23 protein-coding genes and 1 pseudogene are annotated in these 26,389 nt (G+C 73.6%); 15 read left to right on the top strand and 9 right to left on the bottom strand.

All coding sequences use genetic code 11. From position 1 onward, the window contains the following. Nucleotides 1–2: 2 nt before the first annotated feature. Together OG753_RS31585 and OG753_RS31580 are read right to left on the bottom strand one after the other, a co-directional pair. Complete coding sequence (locus tag OG753_RS31585; RefSeq protein WP_405791040.1) at nt 3–1,169, bottom strand: amidohydrolase family protein; 1,167 nt, start codon at nt 1,167–1,169, stop codon at nt 3–5. A 39-nt stretch (nt 1,170–1,208) separates the two neighbouring features. Beyond that, nucleotides 1,209–2,522, bottom strand: a complete 1,314-nt coding sequence (locus tag OG753_RS31580) for a cytochrome P450 (RefSeq protein ID WP_405791039.1) — start codon at nt 2,520–2,522, stop codon at nt 1,209–1,211. A 235-nt stretch (nt 2,523–2,757) separates the two neighbouring features. Between OG753_RS31580 and OG753_RS31575 the strand changes: the two genes are divergently transcribed. From OG753_RS31575 to OG753_RS31560, 4 genes are all read left to right on the top strand, one after another. Then, the gene (locus OG753_RS31575) at nt 2,758–3,318 is read left to right on the top strand and encodes a hypothetical protein (protein ID WP_327264989.1); all 561 of its coding nucleotides are present in this window, start codon (nt 2,758–2,760) and stop codon (nt 3,316–3,318) included. 8 nt (nt 3,319–3,326) lie between these two features. After that, nucleotides 3,327–4,703, top strand: coding sequence for an alkaline phosphatase PhoX (locus OG753_RS31570; protein ID WP_405791038.1), 1,377 nt, complete (start codon nt 3,327–3,329; stop codon nt 4,701–4,703). A gap of 64 nt (nt 4,704–4,767) precedes the next feature. Next, entirely contained in the window at nt 4,768–5,778 is a 1,011-nt protein-coding gene (locus OG753_RS31565; protein ID WP_405791037.1) for a PPK2 family polyphosphate kinase, read from the top strand. Between the two features lie 59 nt (nt 5,779–5,837). Further along, a complete protein-coding gene (locus OG753_RS31560) occupies nt 5,838–6,755 on the top strand; it encodes a polysaccharide deacetylase family protein (protein ID WP_405791036.1) in 918 nt (305 codons plus the stop codon). Between the two features lie 27 nt (nt 6,756–6,782). Here the strand turns inward: OG753_RS31560 and OG753_RS31555 are convergent, their stop codons facing one another. Continuing rightward, a complete protein-coding gene (locus tag OG753_RS31555; protein ID WP_327264985.1) occupies nt 6,783–6,974 on the bottom strand; it encodes a hypothetical protein in 192 nt (63 codons plus the stop codon). Between the two features lie 263 nt (nt 6,975–7,237). Here OG753_RS31555 and OG753_RS31550 point away from each other — a divergent pair, with 263 nt between their 5' ends. The 3 genes from OG753_RS31550 to OG753_RS31540 are packed head-to-tail and all read left to right on the top strand — an operon-like array spanning nt 7,238 to nt 11,039. Next, nucleotides 7,238–8,596: a discoidin domain-containing protein gene (locus OG753_RS31550; protein WP_405791035.1), complete on the top strand. Its 1,359-nt coding sequence runs from the start codon at nt 7,238–7,240 to the stop codon at nt 8,594–8,596. Further along, nucleotides 8,596–9,846: an MFS transporter gene (locus OG753_RS31545; protein ID WP_405791034.1), complete on the top strand. Its 1,251-nt coding sequence runs from the start codon at nt 8,596–8,598 to the stop codon at nt 9,844–9,846. Before OG753_RS31550 ends, OG753_RS31545 begins: the two co-directional genes overlap by 1 nt. Further along, the gene (locus OG753_RS31540) at nt 9,843–11,039 is read left to right on the top strand and encodes a TolB family protein (RefSeq protein ID WP_405791033.1); all 1,197 of its coding nucleotides are present in this window, start codon (nt 9,843–9,845) and stop codon (nt 11,037–11,039) included. Before OG753_RS31545 ends, OG753_RS31540 begins: the two co-directional genes overlap by 4 nt. Here the strand turns inward: OG753_RS31540 and OG753_RS31535 are convergent. Both OG753_RS31535 and OG753_RS31530 read right to left on the bottom strand, forming a co-directional pair. Further along, nucleotides 10,971–11,496 (bottom strand): annotated as a pseudogene (locus OG753_RS31535) (ATP-binding cassette domain-containing protein); the annotation flags it as partial. The gene OG753_RS31540 and the pseudogene OG753_RS31535 overlap by 69 nt on opposite strands. Beyond that, nucleotides 11,493–12,173, bottom strand: coding sequence for an AIM24 family protein (locus OG753_RS31530; protein WP_327264981.1), 681 nt, complete (start codon nt 12,171–12,173; stop codon nt 11,493–11,495). The pseudogene OG753_RS31535 and the gene OG753_RS31530, both read right to left, overlap by 4 nt. A gap of 71 nt (nt 12,174–12,244) precedes the next feature. Between OG753_RS31530 and OG753_RS31525 the strand changes: the two genes are divergently transcribed. The 4 genes from OG753_RS31525 to OG753_RS31510 all read left to right on the top strand — a co-directional run bounded on the left by OG753_RS31525 (nt 12,245) and on the right by OG753_RS31510 (nt 17,374). Beyond that, entirely contained in the window at nt 12,245–12,997 is a 753-nt protein-coding gene (locus OG753_RS31525; RefSeq protein WP_405791032.1) for an aminoacyl-tRNA hydrolase, read from the top strand. A 204-nt stretch (nt 12,998–13,201) separates the two neighbouring features. After that, nucleotides 13,202–14,533: a DUF692 domain-containing protein gene (locus OG753_RS31520; protein WP_405791031.1), complete on the top strand. Its 1,332-nt coding sequence runs from the start codon at nt 13,202–13,204 to the stop codon at nt 14,531–14,533. Next, on the top strand, nt 14,530–15,573 hold the full coding sequence (locus OG753_RS31515) for a TIGR04222 domain-containing membrane protein (protein WP_327264979.1): 1,044 nt from the start codon (nt 14,530–14,532) through the stop codon (nt 15,571–15,573). Before OG753_RS31520 ends, OG753_RS31515 begins: the two co-directional genes overlap by 4 nt. Nucleotides 15,574–15,706: 133 nt before the next feature. Then, nucleotides 15,707–17,374 (top strand): alpha/beta fold hydrolase, encoded by a 1,668-nt coding sequence (locus tag OG753_RS31510; RefSeq protein WP_405791030.1) that lies wholly within the window; start codon nt 15,707–15,709, stop codon nt 17,372–17,374. Nucleotides 17,375–17,508: 134 nt separating this feature from the next. On the opposite strand, the gene hemQ is transcribed toward OG753_RS31510, so the two are convergent. Together hemQ and hemG are read right to left on the bottom strand one after the other, a co-directional pair. Beyond that, nucleotides 17,509–18,231, bottom strand: coding sequence for a hydrogen peroxide-dependent heme synthase (gene hemQ, locus OG753_RS31505; protein WP_327264977.1), 723 nt, complete (start codon nt 18,229–18,231; stop codon nt 17,509–17,511). 4 nt (nt 18,232–18,235) lie between these two features. Then, a complete protein-coding gene (gene hemG, locus OG753_RS31500) occupies nt 18,236–19,720 on the bottom strand; it encodes a protoporphyrinogen oxidase (protein ID WP_327266969.1) in 1,485 nt (494 codons plus the stop codon). A gap of 154 nt (nt 19,721–19,874) precedes the next feature. On the opposite strand from hemG, the gene OG753_RS31495 reads away from it, so the two are divergent. Together OG753_RS31495 and OG753_RS31490 are read left to right on the top strand one after the other, a co-directional pair. After that, nucleotides 19,875–20,891 (top strand): DUF4349 domain-containing protein, encoded by a 1,017-nt coding sequence (locus OG753_RS31495; protein WP_327264976.1) that lies wholly within the window; start codon nt 19,875–19,877, stop codon nt 20,889–20,891. Between the two features lie 59 nt (nt 20,892–20,950). Then, nucleotides 20,951–22,330 carry an FAD-dependent oxidoreductase gene (locus OG753_RS31490; RefSeq protein ID WP_327264975.1) on the top strand — a complete coding sequence of 460 codons (1,380 nt, stop codon included), beginning with the start codon at nt 20,951–20,953 and terminating at the stop codon, nt 22,328–22,330. On the opposite strand, the gene OG753_RS31485 is transcribed toward OG753_RS31490, so the two are convergent. Next, nucleotides 22,327–23,514, bottom strand: coding sequence for a GDSL-type esterase/lipase family protein (locus tag OG753_RS31485; protein WP_405791029.1), 1,188 nt, complete (start codon nt 23,512–23,514; stop codon nt 22,327–22,329). The genes OG753_RS31490 and OG753_RS31485 overlap by 4 nt on opposite strands. A gap of 86 nt (nt 23,515–23,600) precedes the next feature. After that, nucleotides 23,601–24,665 carry a uroporphyrinogen decarboxylase gene (hemE, locus tag OG753_RS31480; protein WP_327264973.1) on the bottom strand — a complete coding sequence of 355 codons (1,065 nt, stop codon included), beginning with the start codon at nt 24,663–24,665 and terminating at the stop codon, nt 23,601–23,603. A gap of 91 nt (nt 24,666–24,756) precedes the next feature. On the opposite strand from hemE, the gene OG753_RS31475 reads away from it, so the two are divergent. Both OG753_RS31475 and OG753_RS31470 read left to right on the top strand, forming a co-directional pair. Continuing rightward, nucleotides 24,757–25,413 carry a DUF3000 domain-containing protein gene (locus OG753_RS31475; protein WP_052876936.1) on the top strand — a complete coding sequence of 219 codons (657 nt, stop codon included), beginning with the start codon at nt 24,757–24,759 and terminating at the stop codon, nt 25,411–25,413. Nucleotides 25,414–25,685: 272 nt separating this feature from the next. Continuing rightward, on the top strand, nt 25,686–26,348 hold the full coding sequence (locus OG753_RS31470; RefSeq protein WP_007267191.1) for a response regulator transcription factor: 663 nt from the start codon (nt 25,686–25,688) through the stop codon (nt 26,346–26,348). Nucleotides 26,349–26,389: the final 41 nt, after the last annotated feature.

The following is a 26,389-nucleotide window of genomic DNA, read 5'->3' as shown; positions in this document are numbered from 1 at the left end:
CGTCAGGCGGTCGCCAGCTGCGGGATCAGGCGCATCGCGTTGTCGTGGTAGATCCCCCTCAGCTGCTCCGGGGTGAAGGCCGGGTCCGCTTCTAGGGCCGGGAGGGCCAGATCGGTCACCGTGTCGGCCGGGGCGGCGGGCCAGTCGGTGCCGAACAGGATGTGGTCGGCCGGCACGTGCTCCAGCAGGGTCGTGGCGGGCGCCATGGGGCCCGCGGTGTCGTAGTAGAAGCGGCTCAGGTGGTCACGGACGGCCGCGGGTTCGACGCGCGGATCGCAGAACCGGCCCAGGGCCTGCAGGCGCGTCGCGATGTACGGCAGGAAGCCGCCGGCGTGCGGCAGGACGACGGAGATGTCCGGGAAGCGGTCCAGCGTCCTCCTGCTGATCATGTTCACGGCGGCCCGTGTGGTGTCCAGCAGGAAGTCGCACATGAAGTTGGGGATGCCCGGAACCGTCGACGCACCCGGCCCACCCCGTGCACCCGGCGCACCGGGACCGCCGGGACCGTCAGGGCCGCCGGGGCCGCCGTGCGGCCCGTCGGGCAGGTTGTGCGGGTGGGTGTCCACCACGGCGGCGCGTTCGTTCAGCTCGTGGAACAGCCGGTCGTAGGCGGGATCCCCGAGGTAGACGCCCCCGTAGTTGGCCGTCACGTTCACGCCGACGGCGCCGAGCTGCCCGAGCCCGCGGCGCACGGCCCAGGACGACGCGTCCGGGTCGTCCAGGAAGAGCGGCACGTAGAACGAGAACCGTCCCGGATGCGACTGCGCCACCTCGGTCATCGACTGCAGCGTGATGTTGATGGCCTCGCGCAGCTGCGCCGACGAGCGGTAGCGGGCCGGCAGCATCGGCTTGAGGACGGCGGTGGTGATACCGGTGTCGTCCATGAAGCGGATCGCCGCCTCGGTGTCGAGCCGGGTCCACGGCGGCAGCCGCTCCGGATCGATCAGTCCGTGGTGCGCGGCCCAGTCGCGCCACTGCGGCGCGCAGAAGTGATGGTGCATGTCGATCTTCGAATGGACCGCGCCGGCCGCGTCCTGCCCGCCGGGTGGAGAAGATCCGTGCGCGACCCGGATGATCTCGCTGGTGCCCACCGCGGCGATGCGCAGTCCGTCCGCCGGCGTTCCCAGGAGGCGTACCGCGGAAGTCCCCACGGAAGCGGAAGTGCTCACGGATTCCGTCATGCCAATCCACCGTCCATCGGGTCTGGGTTACTTTCCGGAGGCCACGGAGGCCAGTTCCGCTTCGCCCGGGTCCCCGTCGGGGCGCGCCGGGTCGAGGACGAGCCGGAGGTGTTCGAGGCCCCGGAACGCCGGCACCGGCCCCTTGAGCCACGCCCTCCCGGTCTCCTGCGCGTCGGCCAACTCCATGTCCGGGAACTCCCGCAGCAGACAGGCGAGCGCGATCTCGAGTTCGAGCCGCGCCAGCGGCGCCCCCAGGCAGTAGTGGGTTCCGTGTCCGAAGCCCAGGTGCGTGCCCTGGAGTCCCTCGCGCGTCACGTCCAGTTCGTCGGGGAGGTCGAACTTCTCCGGGTCCCGGTTGGCCGAGGAGATCGCGATCTGCACGAGGGAGCCCCGGGGGATCGGCGTGCCGCGGATCTCGGCGTCCTGCGCCGCGTACCGGAACGTCGACGTCTCGACCGATCCCTCGAAGCGCAGCATCTCCTCGACCGCGCGCGGGACGAGCGCGGGGTCCCTGCGGAGCTTCGCCGCCTGATCGGGGTGCAGCAGCAGGTTGAGGACGGAATTGCCGATCTGGTAGGCGGTCGTCTTGTGGCCCGCGAAGAAAAGGACCCACAACGACGCGACCAGTTCGGCGTCCTCCAGCGGTTCCTCCGCCCGGATGAGGTCGCTGAGGAAGGAGTCGCACGGGTGGTCGCGGGTGTCCGAGATCAGCCGCTCCAGCCGGTGCTGGAGGCGCTCCTCGGCCGCCTTCAGCTCCGCCTTCCTGCTGGGATCGAACCGGGAGCGGGTCACCACCGCGAACTGTTCCAGGATCTCCGGGCGGTCCTCCTGCGGAATGCCCATCAGCTCGCACAGGACCGCGACGGGCAGCGGGAACGCGAACGCCGCCATCAGGTCGACCGTGCCCGCCCTGCGGCATTCGGCGAGGATGCCCTCGGCGATCTCGGTGATCCTCGGGCGCATCTCCTCCACCCGCCGGGGGGTGAAGGCGCTCCGCAGGATGCGGCGCAGCCGGGTGTGCCGGGGCGGGTCCGAGAAGAGCACGTTGTCGTCGAGCGCGTCGAAGAAGCTGCCGTAGACGGCGTGGTACGTGTCGATGGCCCCGCGCATGTTCTTGCTGAACCGGGGATCGGACAGCGCCTCGCGGGCGTCGTCGTGACGGGTGATCAGGAAGGTGTCGATCCCGTGGGGCGGGGTCAGCCGGCACACCGGGGCCTGCTCCCGCAGGGCGGCGTACATCGGATGGGGGCACTGCCGGTACTCGGGCGCGCCCCTGGACACGGCCGACACGATGTCGTGCAGCTCGCCGCCGCCGTTCGGTGCCGCATCCTGCTGCGCCATGATCCGCACCCTCCGTCGTACTCGTCCGCTCGGGACAAGAGCGGTTCCCCGTACGGAGGCGTCGTGAAACGGCGCGCTTCCCGTTCGAGTGAGCCGGCCGGGCCGGGGGCCGGGGTGGGTCCGGCCGGCCGTCAGCCGATCGGCGGTCGTCCGTCCGGGCCGAGTGTGTGGCGGGTGCAGCAGCCCGGGGAAGGGCTGCAGGTGCCCCAGCCAGCCCGTCACAAGGAGCCCGCGCATGGCACGCCGTCTCGCCCCGGCCCTCACCGCAGTCGCCTCGCTCACCCTGGCCGCCCTCGCCGCTCCCCCCGCCACGGCGGACCACGGCCCCGGCCGGGCCCTGGGCGACCGGGCCCTCGTGTACGCGGCGACCGCCAGGTTCCAGCTGCACGCCAACGCCGTGGCGGCGGGCTACAAGCCCGACCAGTACTGCGTCGTCGACAAGGCGGGCACCGGCGCGCTCGGTTACCCGCACTTCAACCACAAGTACGACAACTCCGTCGACCCGGCGAAGCCCGCCGCACTGTTCTACGAGGACGACGGGCGCGGCGGAAAGCGGCTCGTCGCGGTCCAGTGGCTGGTCTACGACCGCGATCAGAAGGTGACGACGGACGACGACCGCCCCACGATGTTCGGCACCGCCTTCCAGGGCCCCCGGCCCGGCAACTTCCCCGGTCAGCCGGTGCACTACGCCCTCCACATGTGGCTGTGGAAGAAGAATCCCGGCGGTCTGTTCACGACCTTCAACAAGGCGGTGAACTGCCTTCCGGGCACCACCCGCCCCAAGCCGGCCGCCTGATGCCGCCCGTGCGGCCACCGGTGTCCGTCACCCGGCGCAGCCTGCTCGCCGCGGGCGGGATCGTCTTCAGCGGGGCGCTCGGCGCGCTGTTCGCCGGGGGTGACTCCCTCGCCGCCCGGGCCCCCCGGGCTCCGCGGGTCACCGGCGGCTACGGGCCGCTGGTGGCCGATCCGCGCGGGCTTCTCGACCTGCCCGCGGGGTTCACGTACCGGGTGCTGTCACGGGCGGGCCGGCCGCTGCGCTCCGGCGAGGGCGCGGTGCCGGCCAACTGCGACGGCATGGCCGCCTTCGAGGCGGGCGGCGGGCGTGTGCGGCTGGTCCGCAACCACGAGAACCGCACCACCGCCGCCCTGCGCGTTCCCGCCGTACGGGGACTGACGTACGACCCCGGGGCCCTCGGCGGCTGCACCGCGCTGGAGCTCGACGCGGACGGGCGGGTCACCGGCGAGCGGGTCGCCCTCGCCGGCACCGCCGTCAACTGCGCGGGCGGCCGCACCCCTTGGAACACCTGGCTGAGCTGCGAGGAGACCGAGGACCGCGCGGGCACTTCCGGCTACACCCGGGACCACGGCTACGTCTTCGAGGTGGACCCGGCCGACCCGCACCGCTCGGGCGCGGTCCCGCTGACCGCGATGGGCCGCTTCGCTCACGAGGCCGTCGCCGTGGACCCGTACCGCGGGGTCGTCTACGAGACCGAGGACGCCTTCGTCCGCCCGTTCGGGCTCTTCTACCGGTTCCTGCCCGAGCGGCCGCTCGGCGGGCTCGGCTCGTTGCGGGCGGGGGGCCGGCTGGAGGCCCTGCGCGTACCGGGGCTGGCGGACCTGGCGGTCGTGGACGAGCCCGGGTCCCGGTTCCCGGTGGAATGGGTGCCCGTACCAGACCCCTCGGCGGCCGGGACGCCGATCCGGCTGCAGGACTTCGGGCCGGGCGGAATCACCCACGCGCAGAAACTGGAGGGCTGCTACTGGGGCGACGGCGGGGTCCACTTCGTGTCCAGCTTCGCCCGCAGCGGCGAGGGAGCGGCCGGCGACCACCACGGGCAGGTCTGGTTCTACGATCCGCGGAACTCCGTGCTGCGGCTGGACGTGGTCTTCGGCCCGGCCGCCGACATCGCGCTGCCCGGGGACTCCCCCGACAACATCTGCCTGGCCCCGGACGGCGGACTGATGGTGTGCGAGGACGGCGGCGGGGCGCAGTACGTCCTCGGGGTGACGGTGGACGGCGAGGTCTACCCGATGGCCCGCAACGCCGAGGACATCGGACAGCCGGGGGCCCCGGAGTGGGGGGAGTTCGCCGGGGTCACCTTCTCCCCGGACGGGCGGACGATGTACGCGAACGCCTACGCGCCGGGGACCACGTTCGCGGTGACGGGGCCCTGGCGCTGATCTCGCGCTCCCGTTCGGTCTGCTGGAAGATCGTACGGAACCGACGGGAATGGGGTGGTCAGCGATGGCCGGGAAGCAGAACGAGAAGCGGCACGAGAAGCGGCACGAGAAGCGGAAATCGGCGAAGTCCGAGAAGTCGGAGAAGTCGGAGAAGCCCGCGAAACAGGAGGGGCCCGAGAAGGCCGCGAAGGGCGGCAAGGCCGGGAAGCGGTCCGACGGCGGCGGCGACGGAGCGCGGCCGTCGCTGCGGGAGTTGCTGCGCGTGACCCCGGGCGAGCGGCCGGACCTCCGCCTCCTCGACTCCTCCGGGACCCCCGGCGGCCCCGCGGGCAAGGCGGCCGGGCTGGCCGCCACCGCCCTGCTGGCGCAGCCGCTCGCCTCTCTCCAGGAGCGGCTCTACGCGGCGAGCACCGCCGGGGACCGCCGCCGCGTCCTGCTCGTCCTGCAGGGCATGGACACCAGCGGCAAGGGCGGCACCGTCAAGCACGTGATCGGCCAGTTCAACCCCTCCGGCTGCAGGATCAAGGGCTTCAAGGCGCCCACCGAGGAGGAACAGAGCCACCCCTTCCTCTGGCGCATCAAGCAGGAGCTCCCCCTGCCGGGCGAGATCGGGATCTTCGACCGCTCCCACTACGAGGACGTGCTCATCGCCCGTGTCCGCGAGCTCGTGCCGCGCAACCGGGTGCGCAGCCGGTACGCCCAGATCAACCGGTTCGAGCAGGCCCTCGCGGACGACGGCGTGAGCGTGGTGAAGGTCTTCCTGCACATCGGCCACGAGGAGCAGCGGAGCCGGCTCCTGGCCCGGCTGGACAACCCCGACAAGCACTGGAAGTTCAACCTGGGCGACATCGCGGAGCGCAGCCTGTGGCCCGCGTACCAGGAGGCGTACGAGCTGGCGCTGGAGCGCTGTTCCACCGACGCGGCGCCCTGGTACGTCGTGCCCGCGGACCGCAAGTGGTACCGCAACTGGGCGATCAGCACCCTGCTGCTGGAGCACCTGGAGGACATCGATCCGCACTATCCGAAGGGTGACTTCGATGTCGAGGAGTGCCGCAGGCAGCTGCTGGAGGGGTGAGTTCCGCTCGACCGCCTGTCGTCCATTCTTCTGATCAGTTAGTCATATAGTTTGCGTGCGTGACCAATTCCGTACGAAAAGTAGCTGCCGCAGCTGCCGTGGCGGTGCTCGGCGCCGCCCTCGCGGGATGCGGGGGCGGCGCCGACGCGCCGGCCGCCGGCCGCGAGGCCCGTATGGGCACCCCCGCCGCCTCCGCATCCGGATCCGCGTCGGCATCGGCATCGGCATCGGCCGCCGGATCGCCCGCCGCCTCCCCGCAGGCCGGCGCCCCCGCCAAGCCCCCGACGATGGCGCCCGGCCCGAACGGCCTGGCCCCCGTCTTCGAACGGGCGAAGCAGCAGACGGACAAGACCGTGGCGCTGACCTTCGACGCCGACATGACCTCTGACCAGGGGCCGCGCGCCGCGGGCGGGGAGCACTTCGACAACCCCGCGCTGATCTCGGCCCTGCGCACCCTCAAGGTGCCCTCGACGATCTTCATGACGGGCCGCTGGGCCGAGGAGTACCCGGATCAGGCGAAGTCGATCGGCACCGACCCGAACTTCGAGATCGCGAACCACTCGTACAGCCACCACGCCTTCACCTCGCCCTGCTACGGGCTGCCCGTGCTCGACACCGCGGCCGCCCGGGCCGACGTGGACCGGGCCTTCGCCGCCTTCCGGCAGGCGGGCGCGGTCAACACCGTCCCGTACTTCCGCTTCCCGGGCGGCTGCTACGACGACCAGTCGCTGCGGGCCCTGTCCACGGCCGGGGTCACGGCCGTCCAGTGGGACGTGGTCAGCGGGGACGCCTTCGCCAAGGACCCGGTCGCCGTGGCCGAGCAGGTGCTCGCCGGGGTGAAGCCCGGCTCGGTGGTGGTCATGCACTGCACGCGCAGCGCCGCCCCGGTCACCGAGGAGGCCGTCCGGCGGATCGTCCCCGAACTGCGCAAGCGCGGCTACCGGTTCGTGAAGGTCTCCGAGCTGATCGGAAAGTAGCGCGGGCCCGGGCCGCCCTCGAACCGGCTACCCGGAGCAGGCGTTGCGCTGCGCATCCTGCCACTCGCAGACCGGGCAGAGCACCACGCCCGGGGTGGCGACCCCGTACTCGGTGGGCCGTCCGCACTCCAGGCAGTCCGCGTACGGCGGCCCGGCCACCCGGCCTGCCGGCGCGGCGGGGGCGGGGCAGTACGACGGGGTCTCTTCCGGCCGGTCCATGCGTACGAGCCTACCCGCGGGCGGGGAACGGGCTCCGGAAAGGCCCGGGACAACTGCCGCGGGACCACTGGTAGGAAACTTTCCTTCCTGTTAGTGTCCCGGGCGGCGGCTTGGCGCGGTGCCCGCCCCCACGGGCATGACGCGCTCAGCGAGAGCTCTGACCCGGCCGCCGTGGCGCCGTCCCCTGCCCGCCCGCGGGCGGGAGCGGCGCCCCGCGCCAGTGTCCAGCTCTCGCCGCCCCCTCAAGGCAGGGAGTTCCAGGTATGCGCCTGAACGCCTCCGCTCACCCCCGTCTGTTACGCGGCAGACTCCGCCCCCTCCTCCTCACCGCCCTCACCGGCCTCGCCGCACTCGCGCTTCTCGGCGGGCTCCTGCTGGCCTGGCCGGGCCGGGCCGGGGCCGCCGCCGACCCCCTCATATCCCGCGGGAAGCCCGCCACCGCCTCCTCCACCGAGTCCTCCTCACTGGGCGCGAAGAACGCCTTCGACGGCGATCCGGCCACCCGCTGGGCCAGCGCCGAGGGCAAGGACCCGCAGTGGATCCGGGTCGACCTCGGCGCCGGCGCCACCGTCTCGCGGGTACGGCTCACCTGGGAGGCCGCCTACGCCAAGGCGTACCGCGTCGAGATCTCCGCCGACGGCGCCGCCTGGACCCCGCTCGCCGCCGAGAGCGCCGGCAACGGCGGCGTCGACGACTGGACCGGCCTGTCGGGCAAGGGCCGTTACCTGCGCGTCCAGGGCACCGCGCGCGGCACCTCGTACGGCTACTCGCTCTTCGAGGCCGAGGTGTACGGCACCGTCGGGGACGGGCCGCCGCCGGGCGGCTCCTTCACCGTCGTCGCCGCCGGTGACATCGCCGCGCAGTGCACGGCGTCCGACAGCGGCTGCGCGCACCCGAAGACGGCCGCGCTGGCCCAGCGGATCGACCCGAAGTTCTATCTGACGATGGGCGACAACCAGTACGACGACGCCCGGCTGTCCGACTACCGCGCCTACTACGACAAGACCTGGGGCGCCTTCAAGGCCCGGACCCGGCCGGTCCCGGGCAACCACGAGACGTACGACCCGGCCGGCCCGCTCGCCGGGTACAAGTCGTACTTCGGGAGCATCGCCTACCCGCAGGGCAGGAGCTACTACAGCTTCGACGAGGGCAACTGGCACTTCGTCGCCCTCGACTCCAACTCCTTCGACCAGGCCGCCCAGCTCAACTGGCTGAAGGCCGACCTCGCCGCCAACACCAAGCCGTGCATCGCCGCCTACTGGCACCACCCGCTGTACTCCTCCGGCGGGCACGGCAACGACCCCGTCTCCAAGCCGGTCTGGAAGATCCTCTACGCCGCCAGGGCCGACCTGGTCCTGAACGGGCACGACCACCACTACGAGCGGTTCGCCCCGCAGGACCCCGACGGCCGGGCGACCGCCGACGGGATCGTGGAGATCGTCGGCGGCATGGGCGGCGCCGAGCCCTACCCGATCGAGGAGGTCCAGCCCAACAGCCAGAAGCGGGTCAGCGGACCGTACGGCGTGGTGAAGCTGGACTTCACCGACACCGGCTACGGCTGGACCTACGTCGCCACCGACGGCCAGGTCAAGGACACCGGCCCGAAGTACAGCTGCCACTGATGTACCTGGCCGCCAACGGCCGCCCGGACGCGCCGCCCCGCACCCCAGGGGCCCGGCGGCGCGTCCCCGCCGCCGTCCTCGCGCTCGGCACGGTCAGCCTCGTCACCGACATCTCCTCCGAGATGGTCACCGCGGTGCTGCCGCTCTACCTCGTCCTGGGCCTGGGCCTGACCCCCCTCCAGTTCGGCTTCCTCGACGGGATGTTCAACGGGGCCACCGCCCTCGTACGGCTGCTCGGCGGCCGGCTCGCCGACCGCCGGGGCCACCACAAGAGGGTCGCCGGCGCCGGCTACCTGCTCTCCGCGCTCTCCCGGCTCGGACTGCTGCTCGCGGGGGGCGCCACTGGCGGGATCGCTGCCGCGCTCGCCGCCGACCGGCTGGGCAAGGGCATCCGTACGGCCCCGCGCGACGCCCTGATCTCGCTCAGCGGGCCCCCGGAGACGCTCGGCCGGTCCTTCGGCGTGCACCGCGCCATGGACACCACGGGCGCCCTCCTCGGACCGCTCGCCGCGTTCGCCGTGCTGTGGGCGACCGCCGACGCCTACGACGCGGTGTTCGCCGTCAGTTTCTGCACCGGCCTGCTCGGCGTGCTCCTGCTCGTGGTGTACGTCCCGGCCGCGCCCGGGCCGGCCGCCTCTCCCCCGCCCGGGGCCGGCCCACCGCGCGTCCGGGCCCTGCGCGATCCCGCCTTCCGGCGCGTGCTGTGTGCCTCGGCCCTGCTCGGCGCCACCACCATCGGCGACGCCTTCCTCTACCTCCTGCTCCTGCGCGGCCTCGACCTGCCGCCCGCCCTCTTCACACTGCTGCCGCTCGGGGCCGCCGCCGTCTACCTGCTGCTCGCCGTCCCCGCGGGCCGGATCGCCGACCGGACCGGGCGCCGGACGGCGTTCCTGCTCGGGCACGGCGCCCTGCTCGGCGCGTACGCCCTGCTGCTCGCCCCCCTCTCCCCGCCGACCGTCGCCGGGGTGCTCGTCCTGCTGGGGCTCTTCTACGCCGCCACCGACGGGGTTCTGATGGCGCTCGCCGCGCCCGCACTGCCGGCGGCCGGGCGGGCGGGCGGACTCGCGGTGCTGCAGACCGGCCAGGCGCTGGCCCGACTGCTGGGCGCCGCCGGTTTCGGGGCGGCGTGGACCCTCTGGGGACCGCGGCCCGCCCTGTGGACCGCTGCCCTCGCGCTGGCCGGGGCGCTCGCGGCCGCCTGGCGCATCATGCCCGCCGCTCCCCCGACCGCAGTCCCGGAGGCCCCGTGAACCCCCCGTCCCGCCGGCTCCGCCTCGCCCTCGTCGTCACCGCCGTCCTGGTGCTCGCGGGCGGCTCCTTGAGCTACGTACTGGACGCACGGCACCGGGAACGGCCACCCGGACAGCAGGCGGACGCCTCCTTCACCGTCGAGGAGCCCGGGCTCTACTTCCGGGACACGGCCGGCGGGCGGGTCGCGCGCCAGGGCGGCCCCGGCCTGCCGCGGGTGACCGGCGGCCCCTCCTGCGACCGCTTCCACACCGCCGGGGGCCACGCCCTGTGCCTGCGCAAACTGCCCGGGGTCCCGGCGCGCACCGAGGCCCTCGTCCTCGACGGGCGGCTACGGGAGGTGCGCAAGGTGACCGTGCCCGGCATCCCGAACCGGGCCCGTGTCTCGGCCTCGGGGCAGGTGCTCTCCTGGACCACCTTCACGACCGGCGACTCCTACAACACGGCCGCGTTCTCCACCCGGACGGCCGTCCTGGACCTGCGCACCGGCTACCTGATCAAGTCGATCGAGCAGATCCCGCTGACCCTGGGCGGGACCCGCCACCACGACTCCGACGTCAACTACTGGGGCGTGACCTTCGCCGCCGACGACAACCGCTTCTACGCCACCGTCTCCACCCGGGGCATCACCCACCTCGTCGAGGGCGACCTGCGCGCATGGTCGGCCAAGGCCCTGCGCGAGAACGCCGAATGCCCCTCGCTGTCACCGGACGGCACCCGCGTCGCCTTCAAGAAGAAGGTCTCCGACGACCCCCGGGCACCCTGGCGGCTGTATGTCCTGGACCTGGCGACGATGCGCGAGCACCCGTCCGCCGAAGCGCACAGCGTCGACGACCAGGCCGCCTGGCTGGACGACTCGACCCTCGCCTACGCCCTGCCGGGCCGGGGCGGCCGCGCGAGCGACATCTGGTCGGTCCCGGCCGACGGCACGGGCCAGCCCCGTCTCCTCGCCCCGGACGCCTCCTCCCCCGCAGCCATCGGCCCGGGCGTTCTTCAGCTCCGCCGCGCGGCCACCAGCCAGGCCGTCGTGCCCACCACGGCGGCCAGCAGCAGCGCGCCCGCCAGTGCCGCGACCGGCAGCGGCACCGGGCCCGGGCCCGACGCCGTCACCAGGGCGGACACCGCGCCCCGGGCCGGGGAGAACGGAAGGACCCAGGCCAGCAGGGAGCCGAGGGTCCCGGCCAGGACCCCGTGACCGCGGCGCCGCAGAAGCGGCCTGCTGCACAGGGCACCCACGGCGAGGCCGGTCAGTGCGCAGGCCGCCACCGCGAGGGTGGCGGGCGTCGGCCGCGCCCGCGAGCCGCCGCGGGTCGTGGTCCACGAACACCACGGTGCCTCCGGCGGCGGTGCGTTCGGCGACGGCGCGGTCCAGCTCCGCCCGGGCGGACGCGTCGAGGCCGGTCCACGCCTCGTCGAGGACGAGCAGCCCCGGCTCGGCGAGCAGCGCCTGCGCGACGGCCACCTTCTGACTGGTCCCCTTGGACAGTTCGGCCAGCGGGGTGCGGGCGTACGCGGCGGCGCCGAACCGCTCCAGTCCGTCCGCCGCCGTTGCCGCCCTCGATCCGTACGAGGGCTCCGCGCGGCAGCTCCAGCGAGACCCCGCGCAGCACCCAGGGCCCGCGCCGTCCGTAGTGGCGGCCCACACCGGTCAGGTTCGGTAGGCGGCCGTCGACTCGGTGACCTCGCTCGGGCGGACGATGACGAAGCCCTCGCCGCTCAGCTTGAGCTGGACGGCCTCGCCGGAGCCGCCGCGGATCATCGAGCCGACCGACTGGGAGCGGTGCAGGCCGGTCTCCAGCCCGGCGCTCCATCCGACCACCGCGTCCGTGTCCACGTAGACCGGGGCCTGGGCGGTGACCGGGATGATGATCGGGTGGCCGTCGCAGACGACGGCGAGCTTGCCGGTGCCGGTGAAAAGGCTGTTGAAGAGGCCGCCGCCGGTCATGCCGGCGCCCTTCACCATCCTGATCTCGTAGGACAGGGTCGTGTCGAAGCACAGGACGTTTCGGCCGTTGATGGTCAGGGCGTCGCCCGGCTCGAAGTCGATGATGAAGCAGTTGGCCCCCTGGTGGGCGAACCAGGCCTCGCCCTGGCCGCGTACGGACATGAGCGCGAGGCCCTCGCCCGTCACGGCGCGCTTGAGCATGCCGCCTATGCCCTGTCCCTTGCGCTCGAACTGGAGGTTGCCGCGGAAGGCGACCATCGAGCCCTGACGAGCCAGCATTTCACCGCTGACGTTGTACTTCACGGACTTGGCGTTCTGCAGGCTCATGCCGGGGGTGACGGCCGCCTGGGCCATGTTCTCGGACGCGAAAAGATCACTCTTCATGGCTGCGATCCTCACCCGGCCCGGCCACCCGGGGCATCCTCCTGAAGGTGGAGGCTGGCATCCTTGGCGGGATGAGCAGCCAGCACACGAACGACATCTCCGACGTCCCCGCGGTCGGGGCGGACAGCCCCTTCCGGCAGGAGCACGTACTGCGCGACGAGGCCCCGCAGTTCGTCCTGCCGCTGGTGGTGCGCATCGAGAAGGCCGCGCCGCCGGCCCGGACCGACGCCCTGGAGACGGCCGCCCGCGCCGTGCTGGTCCTCCTCACCGACGAGCGGGCGCACGGCGAGGGCGAATGGGCCCAGGCCGTCCGCGACTGGCAGGACGCCCGGATCCGCAAGGTGGTCCGGCGGGCGCGCGGCGCGGCGTGGCGCAAGGCGGAGACCCTGCCGGGCGTCACGGTGCACGGAGAGGACGCGCAGGTACGGGTCTTCCCGCCGGTCCCCCTCGACGGCTGGCCCAAGGAGCTGGCCAAGCTCCAGGTGTCGGGCACCGATCTGGACGACCCCGAACCGGTCGCCGCGCACGCGGAGCCGGGTCTGCCCGTGCTGTGGCTGAACCCCGGTCTCGGCATGTCGGCCGGCAAGGCCATGGCCCAGGCCGGGCACGCGGCGCAGCTCGCGTGGTGGGAACTGGCGGAGCCGGAGCGGGCCGCCTGGCGGGATTCCGGTTTCCGGCTGGCGGTACGGACGGCCCCGCGCGAGCGGTGGGCGGAGCTGAGCGGGAGCGGGCTGCCGGTGGTCCGGGACGCCGGATTCACCGAGATCGCACCGGGCAGCGCGACGGTGGTGGCCGACCATCCGGCGCTGCGGGCCCGGCTCTGACACGAACCCGGACACGAACCCCGACACGAGCGCAGACGCGGACCCCGGCACGGACCCCGGCACGGACCCCGGCACGGACCCCGACGCGGATCCCCGGCCGGCGGGAACCTCAAATGTTCCTCTGAACGTCCCCTCCTGCGGTTGGCGGGACTCCGTCGGGGCCATGACATCGGCACACAGTGCGACGAGAGGGGGCGAGGGGACATGACACCCATGGCACACCTGGGGGTGGGCATCGGCTGGCGGCCGGAGATCGCGGACGCCGTCGAGCGGCTGCCCGGCCTGGACTGGGTCGAGGTGGTGGCCCAGAACGTATGCCCCGGCCACCTGCCGGAGTCCCTGATGCGGCTGCGCGAGCGGGGGACGCGCGTGGTGCCGCACGGGGTGTCGCTGGGCCTCGGCGGTGCCGACCGCCCCGATCCGGCGAAGCTGGCGGCGCTCGGCGAGCGGGCGGTGGCGCTGGGGGCGCCGCTCGTCAGCGAGCACATCGCCTTCGTACGGACGTCCTCGCCCGTCCTGGAGGCCGGCCACCTGCTGCCGGTGCCGCGCACCCGCGACGCGCTGGACGTGCTGTGCGAGAACGTACGGATCGCGCAGGACGCTCTGCCCGTGCCACTGGCCCTGGAGAACATCGCCGCGCTGTTCTCGTGGCCGGGCGAGGAGCTGACCGAGGGGCAGTTCCTCACGGAGCTGGTCGAGCGGACCGGTGTCCGGCTGCTCATCGACGTGGCCAACCTGCACACCAACCGGGTCAACCGGGGCGAGGACCCGGCGGCCGTGCTGGACGCGATCCCGCTGGAGGCGCTGGCGTACGTGCACGTGGCGGGCGGCATCGAGCGGGGCGGCGTCTGGCACGACACCCACGCGCACCCGGTGCCGCCGGTGGTGCTCGACCTGCTGGCCGAGCTGCGCTCCCGGGTGGATCCGCCCGGCGTCCTGCTGGAACGGGACGACGACTTCCCGGCGGAGGCGGAGCTCGCGGGCGAGCTGTCCGCGATCCGCGCGGTGGTGACATCGGGGACGGCCGGAGCGGCGGTGACGGCACGGACCGCAGGGGCGTCCGCACCGGAGGAGCCGGCCGTCGCCGGGTCCGCTCCGGTCGGCACCGGGCCGCGCCCGGTCGAGGAGTCGGCCCGGACCCGGGTGGCGCTCGGCCAGGCCGCGCTGCTGTCGGCGCTGGTGGCCGGGACCCCCGTGCCCGAGGGCTTCGACCGCCGGCGGATCCGGGTACAGGCCCGGGCGCTGGCCGCCAAGCGGGCGGACGTGGTGGCCAGGCTGGCCCCCGAGCTGCCCGGGATTCTGGGCGGCCCGGACGCGTACCGCGAGGTGTTCCTCTCGTACGCCAAGGGGCGCCCCATGACCGCCGGATACCGCCGGGACGCGCTGGACTTCGCCGAGGACCTGCTGATCCGGGACCTGCCGGCCGATCCGGCCGCCCGGCGCCGGCTCACCGACTGGTGGCGCGAGCGGTCCGGAGCCAGGCCACCGCGCCGGATCGTGCGCTGGGCCCGGACGCTCGCGGGGAGAGCGGCATGAACCTCCTCGCCCTGGCGATGTGGATCGCCGTCATCGTCTCCTCCGTCCTGCTGATGGCCGGGCTCCGCAGGTCCCGGTCCGGGCCCGCGGGACCCGCCCCTGCACTGCACGACCTCTCCGAGGCCGCCTTCGTGGTCGGTGGCCCCGGCACCGTCGTCGACGCCGCGCTCGTCTCGATGCTCGGCGACGGCCGGCTGGTGGGCGGCGGCCCGGGCATCGTGCAGGTACGCCCCGGGGCGCGGGCCAACGACCCCGCCGAGCGGGCCGTCCTGCGGGCCCACCAGGCAGCGCCCTCCGGCTGGCTCTACCAGGTGCGCTTCGCCGCCATGTGCGACCCGGCCGTCCAGGAGATCGGGGACGCGCTGGCCGACCGCGGGCTGATCACCCCGCCCGGATCCGGTCTGCGGCGCCACCGGCGCTGGGCCCTGACCCAGGCCGCCGTGTGCGCGCTCCTGATCCCGGTGTCGATGGTGCTGACCGTCGTGTCGCTCATCGCCTCGTCCGGCTCCGGGGTGCCGTTCATCGCGAAGGTGCTGCTCGCGCTGATCGGCGGCATCGTCGTCGGTCTGGTCTGCGCGGCCCGGGCCAAGAGCCGGGTCACCGCGGCGGGGACGCGGGCGCTGCGCGACATCCGCTCCGCCCACCGCAACGACCCGGCCGCGCACGTGCAGACCGCTCTGTTCGGGCTGCGCGGTCTGCGGGACCCCTACCTGCGCCAGCAGTTGGTGCCCGCCGTGCGCGGCACCCGGCTGGCCGCGGCCCAGTCCGGCACCCGGCCCCACGGCACGGACAGTTCTGCGGACTGGTCCGCGGCGGCGGTGCTGCCGATCGTCTGGTGCGCCGCGAGCGACGGCGGCAGCGGCGGTTCGAGCTGCGGCAGCGGTTCGGGCTGCGGTTCCTCGGGGGGCGGCTGCTTCTCCTCCGGCAGTAGCTGTGGCTCCTCCGGCGGCGGCTCCAGCTGTTCGAGCAGCAGCTCCAGCTGCGGCAGTTCGTCGAGCTGCGGCAGTTCGTCCGGCTCCAGCTGCGGCAGCAGCTCCTGATCGGCCGGGGTACGGCAACCGGGGGCGGTTCACGCGGCAATGGGGCCATCGGCACCGACACCCGGAGATGATCCTTTACAACCGCGGCACCCAGGCCTCTCATCGGTTCATCCGATGAGAGGAAGGGGTCGCCATGGGGACGAACCCGATACGCCGCGCAGCCGCGCTGGGGGCGCTCTCCCTCGCCCTCTGCGTCCCGGCCCACCTCCCGGCCCACGCCGCGCCGACCGCACCGCCCGTCCCGCTCGGCGGGACGGCCGCCGAGGCCGCCGGCGCCGCCCTCGTCGCCCGCCGTGCGGCGGCCGGGGCGGCGGCCGGGGGCAATGGCGGCCTCGACTTCCGCCACTGCCCGGACGTGGAGGAACTCCCCGCCCCGGTCCGCTGCGCCACCCTGCGCGTACCGCTCGACTACGCCCGACCCGACGGCCCGCAGATCTCCCTCACCGTCAGCCGGGTCATCGCCACCGGCGCCGGCGGCGCGGTCCGACAGGGCGCGCTGGTCCACAACCCCGGCGGCCCCGGCGCCTCGGGCATGTTCTTCCCGCTCACCGCGGGGCTCCCCGGCCGGGAGCGGATCGCCGCCGCCTACGACCTCGTCGGCTACGCCCCGCGCGGTGTAGGCCGCTCCGCCCCGCTGTCCTGCCAGGACCCCGCCACCCGGGCCCAGGGCCCCACCCAGGTCCCGGCCGACCCCTCCCCGGCGTACAAGAGGCAGCGCCTCGCGGCCGCCCGGGCCTACGCCCGCGGCTGCGCACGGCTGGCCGGCGCGGCCCTGCCGCACTACACGACGCTCAACAACGCCCGCGACCTGGACGTCCTGCGGGCCGCGCTCGGCGAACCGAGGCTGACCTTCATGGGCGCCTCGTACGGCACCTACCTCGCAGCCGTCTACGCCACCCTGCACCCGGGCCGCGTGCGCCGGATGGTCCTCGACTCGGCGGTCGATCCCGACCCGCGCCGCGTCTGGTACCGCAACAACCTCGACCAGTCACCCGGCTTCGAGCGCCGCTGGTACGACTTCCGCGCCTGGGCGGCCCGGCACCACGGCACGTACCGGCTCGGCGCCACCCCGGCCGCCGTACAGGCGAGCTACGGGCGCGTCCTGGACGCGGTGGCCCGTACGCCCGCGGGCGGGGTCGTCGGCACCGGCGAACTGCGGGCCGCCTACCTCCAGGCCGCCTACTACGACGACGTCTGGCCGGAGCGGGCCGCGGCCCTCGCGGCCTTCCTGCGCGGCGATCCGGCGCCGCTGACCGCCCAGGCGGCCCCGGACCCCCGGACGGCGGCCGAGGCGGAGAACGCGACGGCGGTGTACACGGCGGTGCTCTGCAACGACGCCTCCTGGCCCGCGGACTGGCAGACCTGGGACCGCGACAACACCGAGCTGGCCCGCAGGGCCCCCTTCGAGACCTGGGCCAATGCCTTCCTGAACCTCCCGTGCGCCTCCTGGCCGGTGCGCGAGCGGCAGCGGCCGGTGGCGGTAGGGGCGCAGCCCGAGCGGCTGCCCAGGACCCTGGTCGTCGCGGCGGAGCGGGACGGGGCGACCCCCTACCCGGGGGCGCTGGAACTCCAGCGGCGGCTCGGCGCGGGGGCTTCGCTGGTGACGGAGACGGGGGCCGGCTCCCACGGAGTCGTCGGCGGAGGCAATGGCTGCGTGGACCGTCACGTGGAGCGGTACCTGCTGACGGGCGCCACCCCGGGGTGGCGTGTCACATGTGCGCCGCATCCGGAGCCCGCACCGGTGTCGCTGGACGACCGGGCAGCGAGCGCCCGCAGGGCGCTGCTGCCGCCGGTCGTCTGAACTTCCGGGCGGGATCTCCGGCTGCGTCGTTTCGGGGGCCGGCCTGTCCTCGGATCAGGCCCTGCCTCCCGATGCACCGGAGGAACTCACCTGACGGTGTGGTCGTCCTCCGGTCCTTCCCCCCAGGGGAGGTATCAGGCGAGCCCGGCCACCAGATCGGCGACGGACTTGCGGCGCCCGGTGTAGAAGGGCACCTCTTCACGGACGTGCATACGCGCCTCGGAGGCACGCAGGTGACGCATGAGGTCGACGATGCGGTACAGCTCATCCGCCTCGAAGGCCAGCATCCACTCGTAGTCGCCCAGCGAGAACGAGGCGACGGTGTTGGCGCGCACGTCGGGGTAGCCGCGTGCCATCTTGCCGTGGTCGGCGAGCATACGGCGACGGTCCTCGTCGGGCAGCAGGTACCAGTCGTAACTGCGCACGAAGGGGTACACGCTGACGTAGTCGCGCGCGACCTCGTCGGCCAGGAAGGCCGGAATGTGCGACTTGTTGAACTCGGCCGGGCGGTGCAGGGCCATGTTCGACCACACCGGCTCCAGCGCGCGGCCCAGCTTGGTGCGGCGGAACAGGTTGTAGGCGCTCTGCAGCTCGTCCGCCGTCTCGGCGTGCCACCAGATCATGACGTCGGCGTCGGCGCGCAGGCCGGAGACGTCGTAGGTGCCGCGGACGGTGATGTCCTTGGCGCCCAGCTGGTCGAAGAGCTCCTGGACCTCGTCGGCGTAGCCGGTACGGTCAGCGTCAAGACTGGGGAGAACGTCCTTCAGTTTGAAGACGGACCACAGGGTGTAGCGGATGACCTCGTTGAGGTCCTTCGCCTTCTTCCCCGCATTGGGAATCTTCTCTGGTGCAGTCATGTGCCTATTGTCCCGTGCGCTGATCAGTGGTCGGTGCCAGGGGTGCCGTACGCGCACCGAGCCCGGCGATCACCGCGTCCGCGGCCCTGCCCGCGCTCGCGATGCAGGCCGGAATGCCCACGCCGTCGTAGACCGCGCCGCACACCGCGAGGCCCGGCAGGGCCGCGACGGCGCCGCGGATCCGGGCGACGCGGTCGAGGTGGCCGACGGGGTACTGGGGCAGTCCGCCGTCCCAGCGGGTGACGGTGGAGGCGACGGGCCGGGCGGCCAGGCCCACGGCCTCGCCGAGGTCGGCGAGGGAGATGTCGACGAGCTCGCCGTCCTCGCGCCGCAGGTCGCTCTCGTCGGCGTAGCGGCCCACCGAGGTGCGCAGCAGGAAGAGCTCCGGATCCGCCCCGGCCCAGGCCCACTTGTTGCTGGAGAACGTGGAGGCCTTGATGGTCCGGCCGTCGACGGGCGGTACGAGGAACCCGCTGGCGCCGCCGCCGGAGACGGCCTCCGGCAGGTCGGTGCGGCGGAAGGCCATCGTGATGAGGGCCATGGAGGCGTACTCGACCCCGCGCAGCTCGGCGGCCGCGGCCGGCGCGAGACCGTCCAGCAGGCGCGCGGCGGCCCCGGCCGGGGTGGCCAGGATCACGGCGTCGGCCTCGATGACCTCGGCGCCGGCCACCACCCGCCAGCCGTCGGGCGTGCGGGCCACCTCGCGGACGGGCGTATCGGTGACGAGCCGGGCCCCGGCCGCCCGGCAGGCCTCGGCCACGGCGAGCGGGAGCCGTCCGATGCCGCCGTCGATGCCGGCGAAGACCGGGCCGGCCTGCTGGGGCGCCGCCTCCGCCCGGCGCTGCAGTTCCCGTACGCCGTCGCCCAGGAGTGCGTGCGTGCGGGCGGCCTCGAAGAGCTGGGGCACGGCGGCCCGCATGGAGATCCGGTAGGCGTCGCCGGCGTAGACCCCGCCGAGCAGCGGTTCCACCAGCCGGTCGACGACCTCACGGCCGAGGCGGGCCGCGACGTACTCGCCGACGGCGACGTCCTCGCCGATCTCGGTGGGCGCCAGCGTCCGTTCGGCCTCGATGCGGGCCAGTCCCTCGGCGGAGAGCACGCCGGAGGCGGCGAGCGGTCCCAGGTCGCCGGGGACGCCCATCACGTGGCCGCGCGGCATCGGCCGCAGCGCGCCGCGGGTCCACAGGTGGGCGGTGGCGGTGGCGGGCGGCTGCACGGCGTCGCCGAGGCCCACGGCGCGGGCCAGGGCCACGGCTTCGGGGCGGCGCGCGAGCATGGATTCGGCGCCGAGGTCGACGCGGGCACCGGCGAGCTCACCGGCGTACAGCTTGCCGCCGAGGCGCGGTCCGGCCTCCAGCAGGGTGACGCGGAGGCCTTCGGCGAGCAGCCGGTGCGCGGCCGCGAGGCCCGCGATGCCGCCGCCGATGACGACGGCGTGCCCCCGGGAGCCGGTGGATCCGGGGGCACCGGCCGGCCGGTCCGTACGCATGTCCGCTTCGTGCATGGACACATCGTCTCAGATCGATCTCCGAGGCCGGACCGTGACCGCATCGGGATCGGCCCGGGACCGTGGATTCGAAACCTGCGACGGGACTCTGTACGTCGAAACGGCAACACCAGCCGATCCTCGGGGGTTTACAGCGATGCGCAGTTTCGACAGACACCGTTCCGCGGCGGCCCTGGCCGCCCTCTCGCTGGCCGGGGCGCTCGTGCTCACCGGCTGCGGCGCGAGCGGCCAGGGATCCGCACAGGACAAGGCGGCGGTGGCGCCCGCCGCCGACGGAAAGGCCCCCGAGGGCGCCGCGGCGGCCCCGGCGCCGGCCGGGTCCGCGGGCGCCGCGGGCTCCGCGAACGCCTCCGGGGCCCCTGCCGACAAGAACGCGCCGCCGGTCGTGGTCCGCCCGAACGTCATCCGTACGGCGACCCTCGGCATCGAGACGACGGATGTGCAGAAGACGCTCGCCGCGGCCCGCACGGCCGCCGACGGAGCGGGCGGCTACGTCGGCAACGAGTCGACCAAGCGCGGCGAGGACGGCCGGATGACCTCGACGGTGACCCTGCGGGTGCCGGGCGAGCACTACGACGCGGTACTCGGCTCGATGGAGGGGAGCGGGAAGCTCCTGCACCGCAAGGTCGACGCGCAGGACGTCACCGAGAAGGTCGCCGACATCGGCAGCCGCGTCGCTTCGCAGCAGGCCAGCGTGGCACGGGTGCGCGAGATGATGGGCAAGGCCTCGGCCCTGAGCGAGGTGGTGATGCTGGAGAGCGAGCTGTCCCGCCGCCAGTCCGACCTGGAGTCGCTGCTGGCGCAGCAGACGGCGCTGAAGGACAAGACCTCGCTGGGCACGATCACGCTGGAGGTCACCGAGCCGGCCGCGAAGCCGGAGGCGGAGAAGAAGGAGAAGAAGAAGGAGCCCACCTTCCTGGGGGCCCTGGGCGGTGGCTGGGACGTCTTCACCAAGGTCGTGCGCTACCTGACGGTGGCGGTGGGCGCGGTACTGCCGTTCGCCCTGGCGGCCGCTGCGGTGGCGCTGCTGGTCCGGCTGTACCGGCGGTGGCGGCCGGCGGCGCCGAAGCCGGCCCCGGTCCCGGTCCCGGAGCGGGTGACCGTGCCGGCGGCGCGGACGGCTCCGGACACCGAGGCCGACGTACAGGACTGAACGCCCGTTCGGCCGTAGCGTGTTCACCATCCAACGGTGGTGAAGGGGCGGTACGGACGATGGCGACGGAACGACTGGTGGTGGTCGGCGGTGACGCGGCGGGGATGTCCGCCGCGTCACAGGCCCGCAGGCTGAAGGGCCCGGCGGAGCTGGAGATCGTCGCCTTCGAGCGCGGCCGTTTCAGCTCCTACTCCGCCTGCGGGATCCCGTACTGGGTCGGCGGGCAGGTCGCCGGGCGCGACGACCTGATCGCCCGCACACCCGAGGAGCACCGCGCCCGGGACATCGATCTGCGCACCCGCACGGAGGTCGTGGAGCTCGACCTCCCCGGATCCCGGGTGCGTGCCCGCGACCTGGACACCGGATCCGAATCCTGGACGGGCTACGACAAGCTCGTCCTGGCGACGGGCGCCCGCCCCGTGCGGCCCCGGCTCCCCGGGATCGGCGCGCACGGGGTCCACGGCATCCAGAGCCTGGACGACGGCCAGCGCCTGATGGACACCCTGCGGCGCACCGAGGGACGCCGGGCGGTCGTGGTCGGCGCGGGGTACATCGGCGTGGAGATGGCGGAGGCCCTGGTGGCGCGGGGCTTCGAGGTCACCGTCCTGCACCGGGGCGAGCAGCCGATGGCCACCCTGGACCCGGACATGGGCGGCCTGGTGCACAGCGCGATGAACCGCATGGGGATCCGTACGGTCTCCCGCGCCGAGGTGACGAAGATCCTCACCGACGAGGAGGGCCGGGCCCGTGCGGTGGCCACGTCGGCGGGCGAGGAGTACGAGGCGGACGTGGTCGTCCTCGGCATCGGCGTGGAGCCGCGCACCGCGCTGGCCCGCGCGGCCGGCCTCCCGCTCGGTACCTCGGGCGGCATCCTCACGGACCTGTCGATGCGCGTTCGGGGCCACGAGAACATCTGGTCGGGCGGCGACTGCGTGGAGGTCCTGGACCTGGTCGCGGGCCGCACCCGGCACATCCCGCTGGGCACCCACGCCAACAAGCACGGCCAGGTCATCGGCTCGGGCGCGGGCGGCGGCTACGCGACCTTCCCCGGGGTGGTCGGTACCGCGGTCAGCAAGGTCTGCGACCTGGAGATCGCCCGTACGGGGCTGCGCGAGCGGGACGCGCTGGAGGCGGGCCTGCGGTTCGTGACGGCCACCATCACCTCCACCAACACGGCGGGCTACTACCCGGGCGCGGCGGAGATGACGGTGAAGATGATCGCGGAACGCCGCACGGGCCGCCTCCTCGGGGTCCAGATCGTCGGCGGCGCGGGCGCCGCGAAGCGGGTGGACATCGCGGCGGTGGCCCTCACGGCGGGCATGACCGTGGACCAGGTGGTGTCCCTGGACCTGGGTTACGCCCCGCCGTTCTCCCCGGTCTGGGACCCGGTCCTGGTGGCGGCCCGCAAGGCGGTCTCCGCGGTCCGCTCGGCGGTCTAGGGAGTGTCTTGCGCCGCGAACGGGCCGTCCGCGGCGAAGGCGAGGGCCGCGAACCTTTCGCCCATGCGGCGGTGCGCGGCCGCGTCCGGGTGGAGTCCGTCGGGCAGCGGCAGGTCCGCCGCGTCAGGCTCGCCGTAGAGGGCGCGACCGTCGAGGAGGCGCAGGTTCGGGTCGTCGGCGGCGCGCAGGCGCACGATCCGGGCCAGCTCGTCCCGGATGACGTTCAGGGTCAGCTTGCCGAAGGCACGTTCGGCGGGGTCGCCCGCGGCCCGGAACCGCAGCCGTCCCTCGGCGAGCTCGCCGAAGTCCGGTGCGCTGGGGCCGGGGGTGTCCTCGTGCATGGGGCACAGGATCGGTGAGACGACCAGGAGCGGGACGGTGGGGTGGCCCTCGCGCACGGTGTCGAGGAAGCCGTGCACGGCGGGGCCGAAGGCGCGCAGGCGCATCAGGTCGCGGTTGACGAGGTTGATGCCGATCTTGACGCTGATCAGGTCCGCGGGGGTGTCGCGCAGGGCGCGGGCGGTGAACGGGTCGAGCAGCGCGTTGCCGCTCAGGCCCAGGTTCGTCAGCTCCACACCGCCGAGGGCGGCGGCCAGCGCGGGCCAGGTGGTGCTGGGGCTCGCGGCGTCGGAGCCGTGGCTGATCGAGCTGCCGTGGTGCAGCCACCTGCGGCGGCCGGTGTCGGGCAGCGGCTCGACGGGAGCGTCCGTGCGCAGGGCGATCAGCTGGGTGGTCTCGTTGTGCGGCAGCCAGATCTCGACGTCCTTGGCACGGCCCGGGAGGCCGGCGAACCGTACGGTTCCGGGCGGGCCGGACCGGGGGCGCACGGCGCCGGTGGCCATGTCCACCTGGAGGACGTTGCCGCCGCCGACACCGGCCTGCCCGGCCGGCAGGCCGTCGATCAGCAGGTCGTACAGCCCGTCGGGCCGGGGCGGGGCCCCGTCGTAGGCCATCTTCGTGCGGAGCGCGTCCAGCTCGATGACGGTGGCCCGGGTGCGGAACGCCAGCCGTACGCCGGAGGGCTGCGTCTCGACCGTGGACAGGTCGCCCTCGGTGAACTGGGCCCGGGCCCGGGCGGGCAGCCGGTGCGGCAGCAGCCCGTGCTCGGTGCGCTCCAGGTCCAGGGCCCCGCGCAGGAGGTCCGGGGTGATGGGCGTGGTGATCCGGTCGGATTGATGGCTCATGCACACACCCTGCCCACGGGGTCCCCCCGTACGCCACGGCATTACCGGGCCGCCCCGTTCCGGGTTCCCGGAACGGGGCGGCGGGCTCAGCGCGCGGTGCGGGTGTGGACGTAGTCCACCAGGCGGGTCAGCGCGTCGGGGTCGGTCGTCGGGAGGACGCCGTGGCCCAGGTTGAAGACGTGGCCCTCCAGGCCGGCGGCGGCCGCGAGGACCTCGTCCGTCTTGGCCTCGACGGCCTCAGGGGTGGAGAAGAGCACGGCGGGGTCCAGGTTGCCCTGGAGCGCCTTGCCCGGGCCGACCCGGCGTACGGCCTCGTCCAGCGAGACCCGGTAGTCGACACCCATGACGTCGGCGCCGGCCTCGCCCATGAGGCCGAGGAGCTCGCCCGTGCCCACGCCGAAGTGGATCCGCGGGACTCCGTAGGAGGCGACGGACTCCAGCACCTTCGCGGACGCGGGCATCACCGAGCGGCGGTAGTCCGCCGGGGCGAGCGCGCCGACCCAGGAGTCGAAGAGCTGGACGGCGGAGGCGCCGGCCTCGATCTGGACCTTCAGGAAGGCGGAGGTGATCTCCGCGAGGCGGTCCAGGAGGTCGGCCCACAGCTGCGGGTCCCCGTACATGAGGGCCTTGGTGTGCTCGTGGTTCTTGGAGGGGCCGCCCTCGACGAGGTAGCTCGCGAGGGTGAAGGGTGCGCCCGCGAATCCGATCAACGGAGTGGAGCCCAGTTCACTCGTGAGCATGCCGATCGCCTCGGTGACGTACGAGACGTCCTCCGGGGTGAGGTCGCGCAGCTGTGCGAGGTCCTCGCGGCGGCGGATCGGCTGGGCGACGACCGGGCCGATGCCCGGCTTGATGTCCAGGTCGACGCCGATGGCCTTGAGCGGGACCACGATGTCGGAGAAGAAGATCGCCGCGTCGACCTTGTGGCGGCGCACCGGCTGCAGCGTGATCTCGGTGACCAGGTCGGGGCGCATGCAGGACTCGAGCATCTGCGTGCCCTCGCGCAGCTTGCGGTACTCCGGGAGCGAGCGCCCCGCCTGCCGCATGAACCACACCGGGGTGTGCGGCACCGGCTCCCGCCGGCACGCCTTCAGGAAGGCGGAATCGTACGTCTGACTCGGCTGGCCCGTGGGGCGGGTGTTGGCACTCACGACCCAAATCTTCGCACGTATGAAGAAGTGTCCACCCCGGCGAGGGTGTCCCTGCACCGCACGGGCGCCCGTTCCGCCTAGTCTTCCCCGCATGGCTGCGGCTCAGGGACGATTTTCAGATGGCGCCGAGGGTATGGACAGCGCGAAGGAGAGCTCCGTCCCGCTCCCGTTCCGGCGGGCGGTCGACGGCTTGAAGAAGGCCCGGCTGCGTCCGGGGATCGAGATCGACCCCACGAAACCGCCCCAGAGACTGGCCCCGCACGCCTACGCGCTGGAGGCCGCGGTGGTGGACGGCGAGGACGATCTGGCCGACGGCCGGCTCATCCTGCTCCACGATCCGGCCGGGCACGACGCCTGGCAGGGGACCTTCCGGCTGGTGACCCTGGTGCGGGCGGAGCTGGAGCCGGAAATGGCCGCGGACCCGCTGCTGCCCGAGGTCTGCTGGTCCTGGCTCACCGGGGCGCTGGAAGCGCGCGGGCTGGCGTACGGGGAGGCGAGCGGCACCGTGACCATGGCGGGCTCGCACTACTTCGGCGGGCTCGCGGAGCGGCGGCCGGCCACGCAGATCGAGATCAGGGCGTCCTGGACGCCGCGCGAGGGCGTGGGCGGGGTGCCGGACACCTCGGCGCACCTGTCGGCATGGTGCGAACTGCTGTGCCAGATCGCAGGGCTGCCGCCGGTGGGGCCGACGGACACCGCGACGGGTGTGGTCTCCCTGCCACAGCGCCGCGGTCCGCACCACCCGTAGCCGCAGGGCCGTACGGCCGCCGGAACCGGCGCCGACGCAGAACGACTGATCGAAGACCTGGGCGGATTGTCGAAAGGCGGCGTCCCTTGCGGGCTTCTGATCAACCGATGATCGATCGTGCGTCCGAATTGCCCGAATTGTTACTCACCAAATCGTGATCATTCCCTAAAGCCGGGCGGGTGACGTGCCGAAGGAGTGGGTGACCATCCGTACGGTTCGCACCGGCTTCCATCCCCGAGCCGGCCGTCCCGCCACTCCCCCAGGAGGCCTAGGTGTCCGTTCTTCTCGAGCAGCCCGCAAGCCTGGTCGCCTACCGCCCGAACAAGCCGACGGCCATGGTCGTCGTGGCCGACCCGCGCGTCCGCTCCACCGTGACCCGTCATCTGTGGGCCCTCGGAGTACGTGACGTGATCGAGGCTTCGTCCATCGCGGAGGCCCGCCCCCGCGTCGGCAGCCCGCGCGACATCTGCGTGGCCGACGTACACCTGCCCGACGGTTCCGGTCTCACCCTGCTCTCCGAGACCCGGGCCGCCGGCTGGCCCAACGGCCTGGCCCTGTCCGCCGCCGACGACATCGGCGCCGTGCGCAACGCCCTCGCGGGCGGCGTGAAGGGTTACGTCGTCACCGGTACGCGGACCAACATCGGGCTCCCCACCCGGCCCGGCGCCGCCCCCATCGGCGCTGCAGCCGCCCGTATGCACCGCCGCCCCCCGGGTGCCCCGAGCCACCCGGGCGGCTACCGAGAGCTCTCCGGCCGCGAGGTCGAGGTCCTGCGCCTCGTCGCGGAGGGCCAGTCCAACAAGGCCATCGGCGTCTCGATGGGCCTGTCCGCCCTGACCGTCAAGTCCCACCTCGCCCGGATCGCCCGCAAGCTGGGCACCGGTGACCGCGCCGGAATGGTCGCCGTGGCACTGCGTACCGGGATCATCCACTGACCGCGGGCCGGAGCCCCCGGATATCCGCCCCGGAAACCTCC

Source organism: Streptomyces sp. NBC_00029 (assembly GCF_045160505.1).
Taxonomy (GTDB): domain Bacteria; phylum Actinomycetota; class Actinomycetes; order Streptomycetales; family Streptomycetaceae; genus Streptomyces.
The sequence above is the reverse complement of the archived record's forward strand: the minus strand, read 5'-3'. Positions and strand labels throughout refer to the sequence as shown.

Excerpts from the sequence above, each read along its gene's own strand:
- OG753_RS31580 (WP_405791039.1), bottom strand. The coding sequence starts at position 2,522 with ATGGCGCAGCAGGATGCGGCACCGAACGGCGGCGGCGAGCTGCACGAC.
- OG753_RS31575 (WP_327264989.1), top strand. The coding sequence starts at position 2,758 with ATGGCACGCCGTCTCGCCCCGGCCCTCACCGCAGTCGCCTCGCTCACC.
- OG753_RS31565 (WP_405791037.1), top strand. The coding sequence starts at position 4,768 with ATGGCCGGGAAGCAGAACGAGAAGCGGCACGAGAAGCGGCACGAGAAG.
- OG753_RS31555 (WP_327264985.1), bottom strand. The coding sequence starts at position 6,974 with ATGGACCGGCCGGAAGAGACCCCGTCGTACTGCCCCGCCCCCGCCGCG.
- OG753_RS31550 (WP_405791035.1), top strand. The coding sequence starts at position 7,238 with ATGCGCCTGAACGCCTCCGCTCACCCCCGTCTGTTACGCGGCAGACTC.
- OG753_RS31545 (WP_405791034.1), top strand. The coding sequence starts at position 8,596 with ATGTACCTGGCCGCCAACGGCCGCCCGGACGCGCCGCCCCGCACCCCA.
- OG753_RS31530 (WP_327264981.1), bottom strand. The coding sequence starts at position 12,173 with ATGAAGAGTGATCTTTTCGCGTCCGAGAACATGGCCCAGGCGGCCGTC.
- OG753_RS31525 (WP_405791032.1), top strand. The coding sequence starts at position 12,245 with ATGAGCAGCCAGCACACGAACGACATCTCCGACGTCCCCGCGGTCGGG.
- OG753_RS31520 (WP_405791031.1), top strand. The coding sequence starts at position 13,202 with ATGACACCCATGGCACACCTGGGGGTGGGCATCGGCTGGCGGCCGGAG.
- OG753_RS31515 (WP_327264979.1), top strand. The coding sequence starts at position 14,530 with ATGAACCTCCTCGCCCTGGCGATGTGGATCGCCGTCATCGTCTCCTCC.
- OG753_RS31510 (WP_405791030.1), top strand. The coding sequence starts at position 15,707 with ATGGGGACGAACCCGATACGCCGCGCAGCCGCGCTGGGGGCGCTCTCC.
- hemQ (WP_327264977.1), bottom strand. The coding sequence starts at position 18,231 with ATGACTGCACCAGAGAAGATTCCCAATGCGGGGAAGAAGGCGAAGGAC.
- hemG (WP_327266969.1), bottom strand. The coding sequence starts at position 19,720 with ATGCGTACGGACCGGCCGGCCGGTGCCCCCGGATCCACCGGCTCCCGG.
- OG753_RS31495 (WP_327264976.1), top strand. The coding sequence starts at position 19,875 with ATGCGCAGTTTCGACAGACACCGTTCCGCGGCGGCCCTGGCCGCCCTC.
- OG753_RS31490 (WP_327264975.1), top strand. The coding sequence starts at position 20,951 with ATGGCGACGGAACGACTGGTGGTGGTCGGCGGTGACGCGGCGGGGATG.
- OG753_RS31485 (WP_405791029.1), bottom strand. The coding sequence starts at position 23,514 with ATGAGCCATCAATCCGACCGGATCACCACGCCCATCACCCCGGACCTC.
- OG753_RS31475 (WP_052876936.1), top strand. The coding sequence starts at position 24,757 with ATGGCTGCGGCTCAGGGACGATTTTCAGATGGCGCCGAGGGTATGGAC.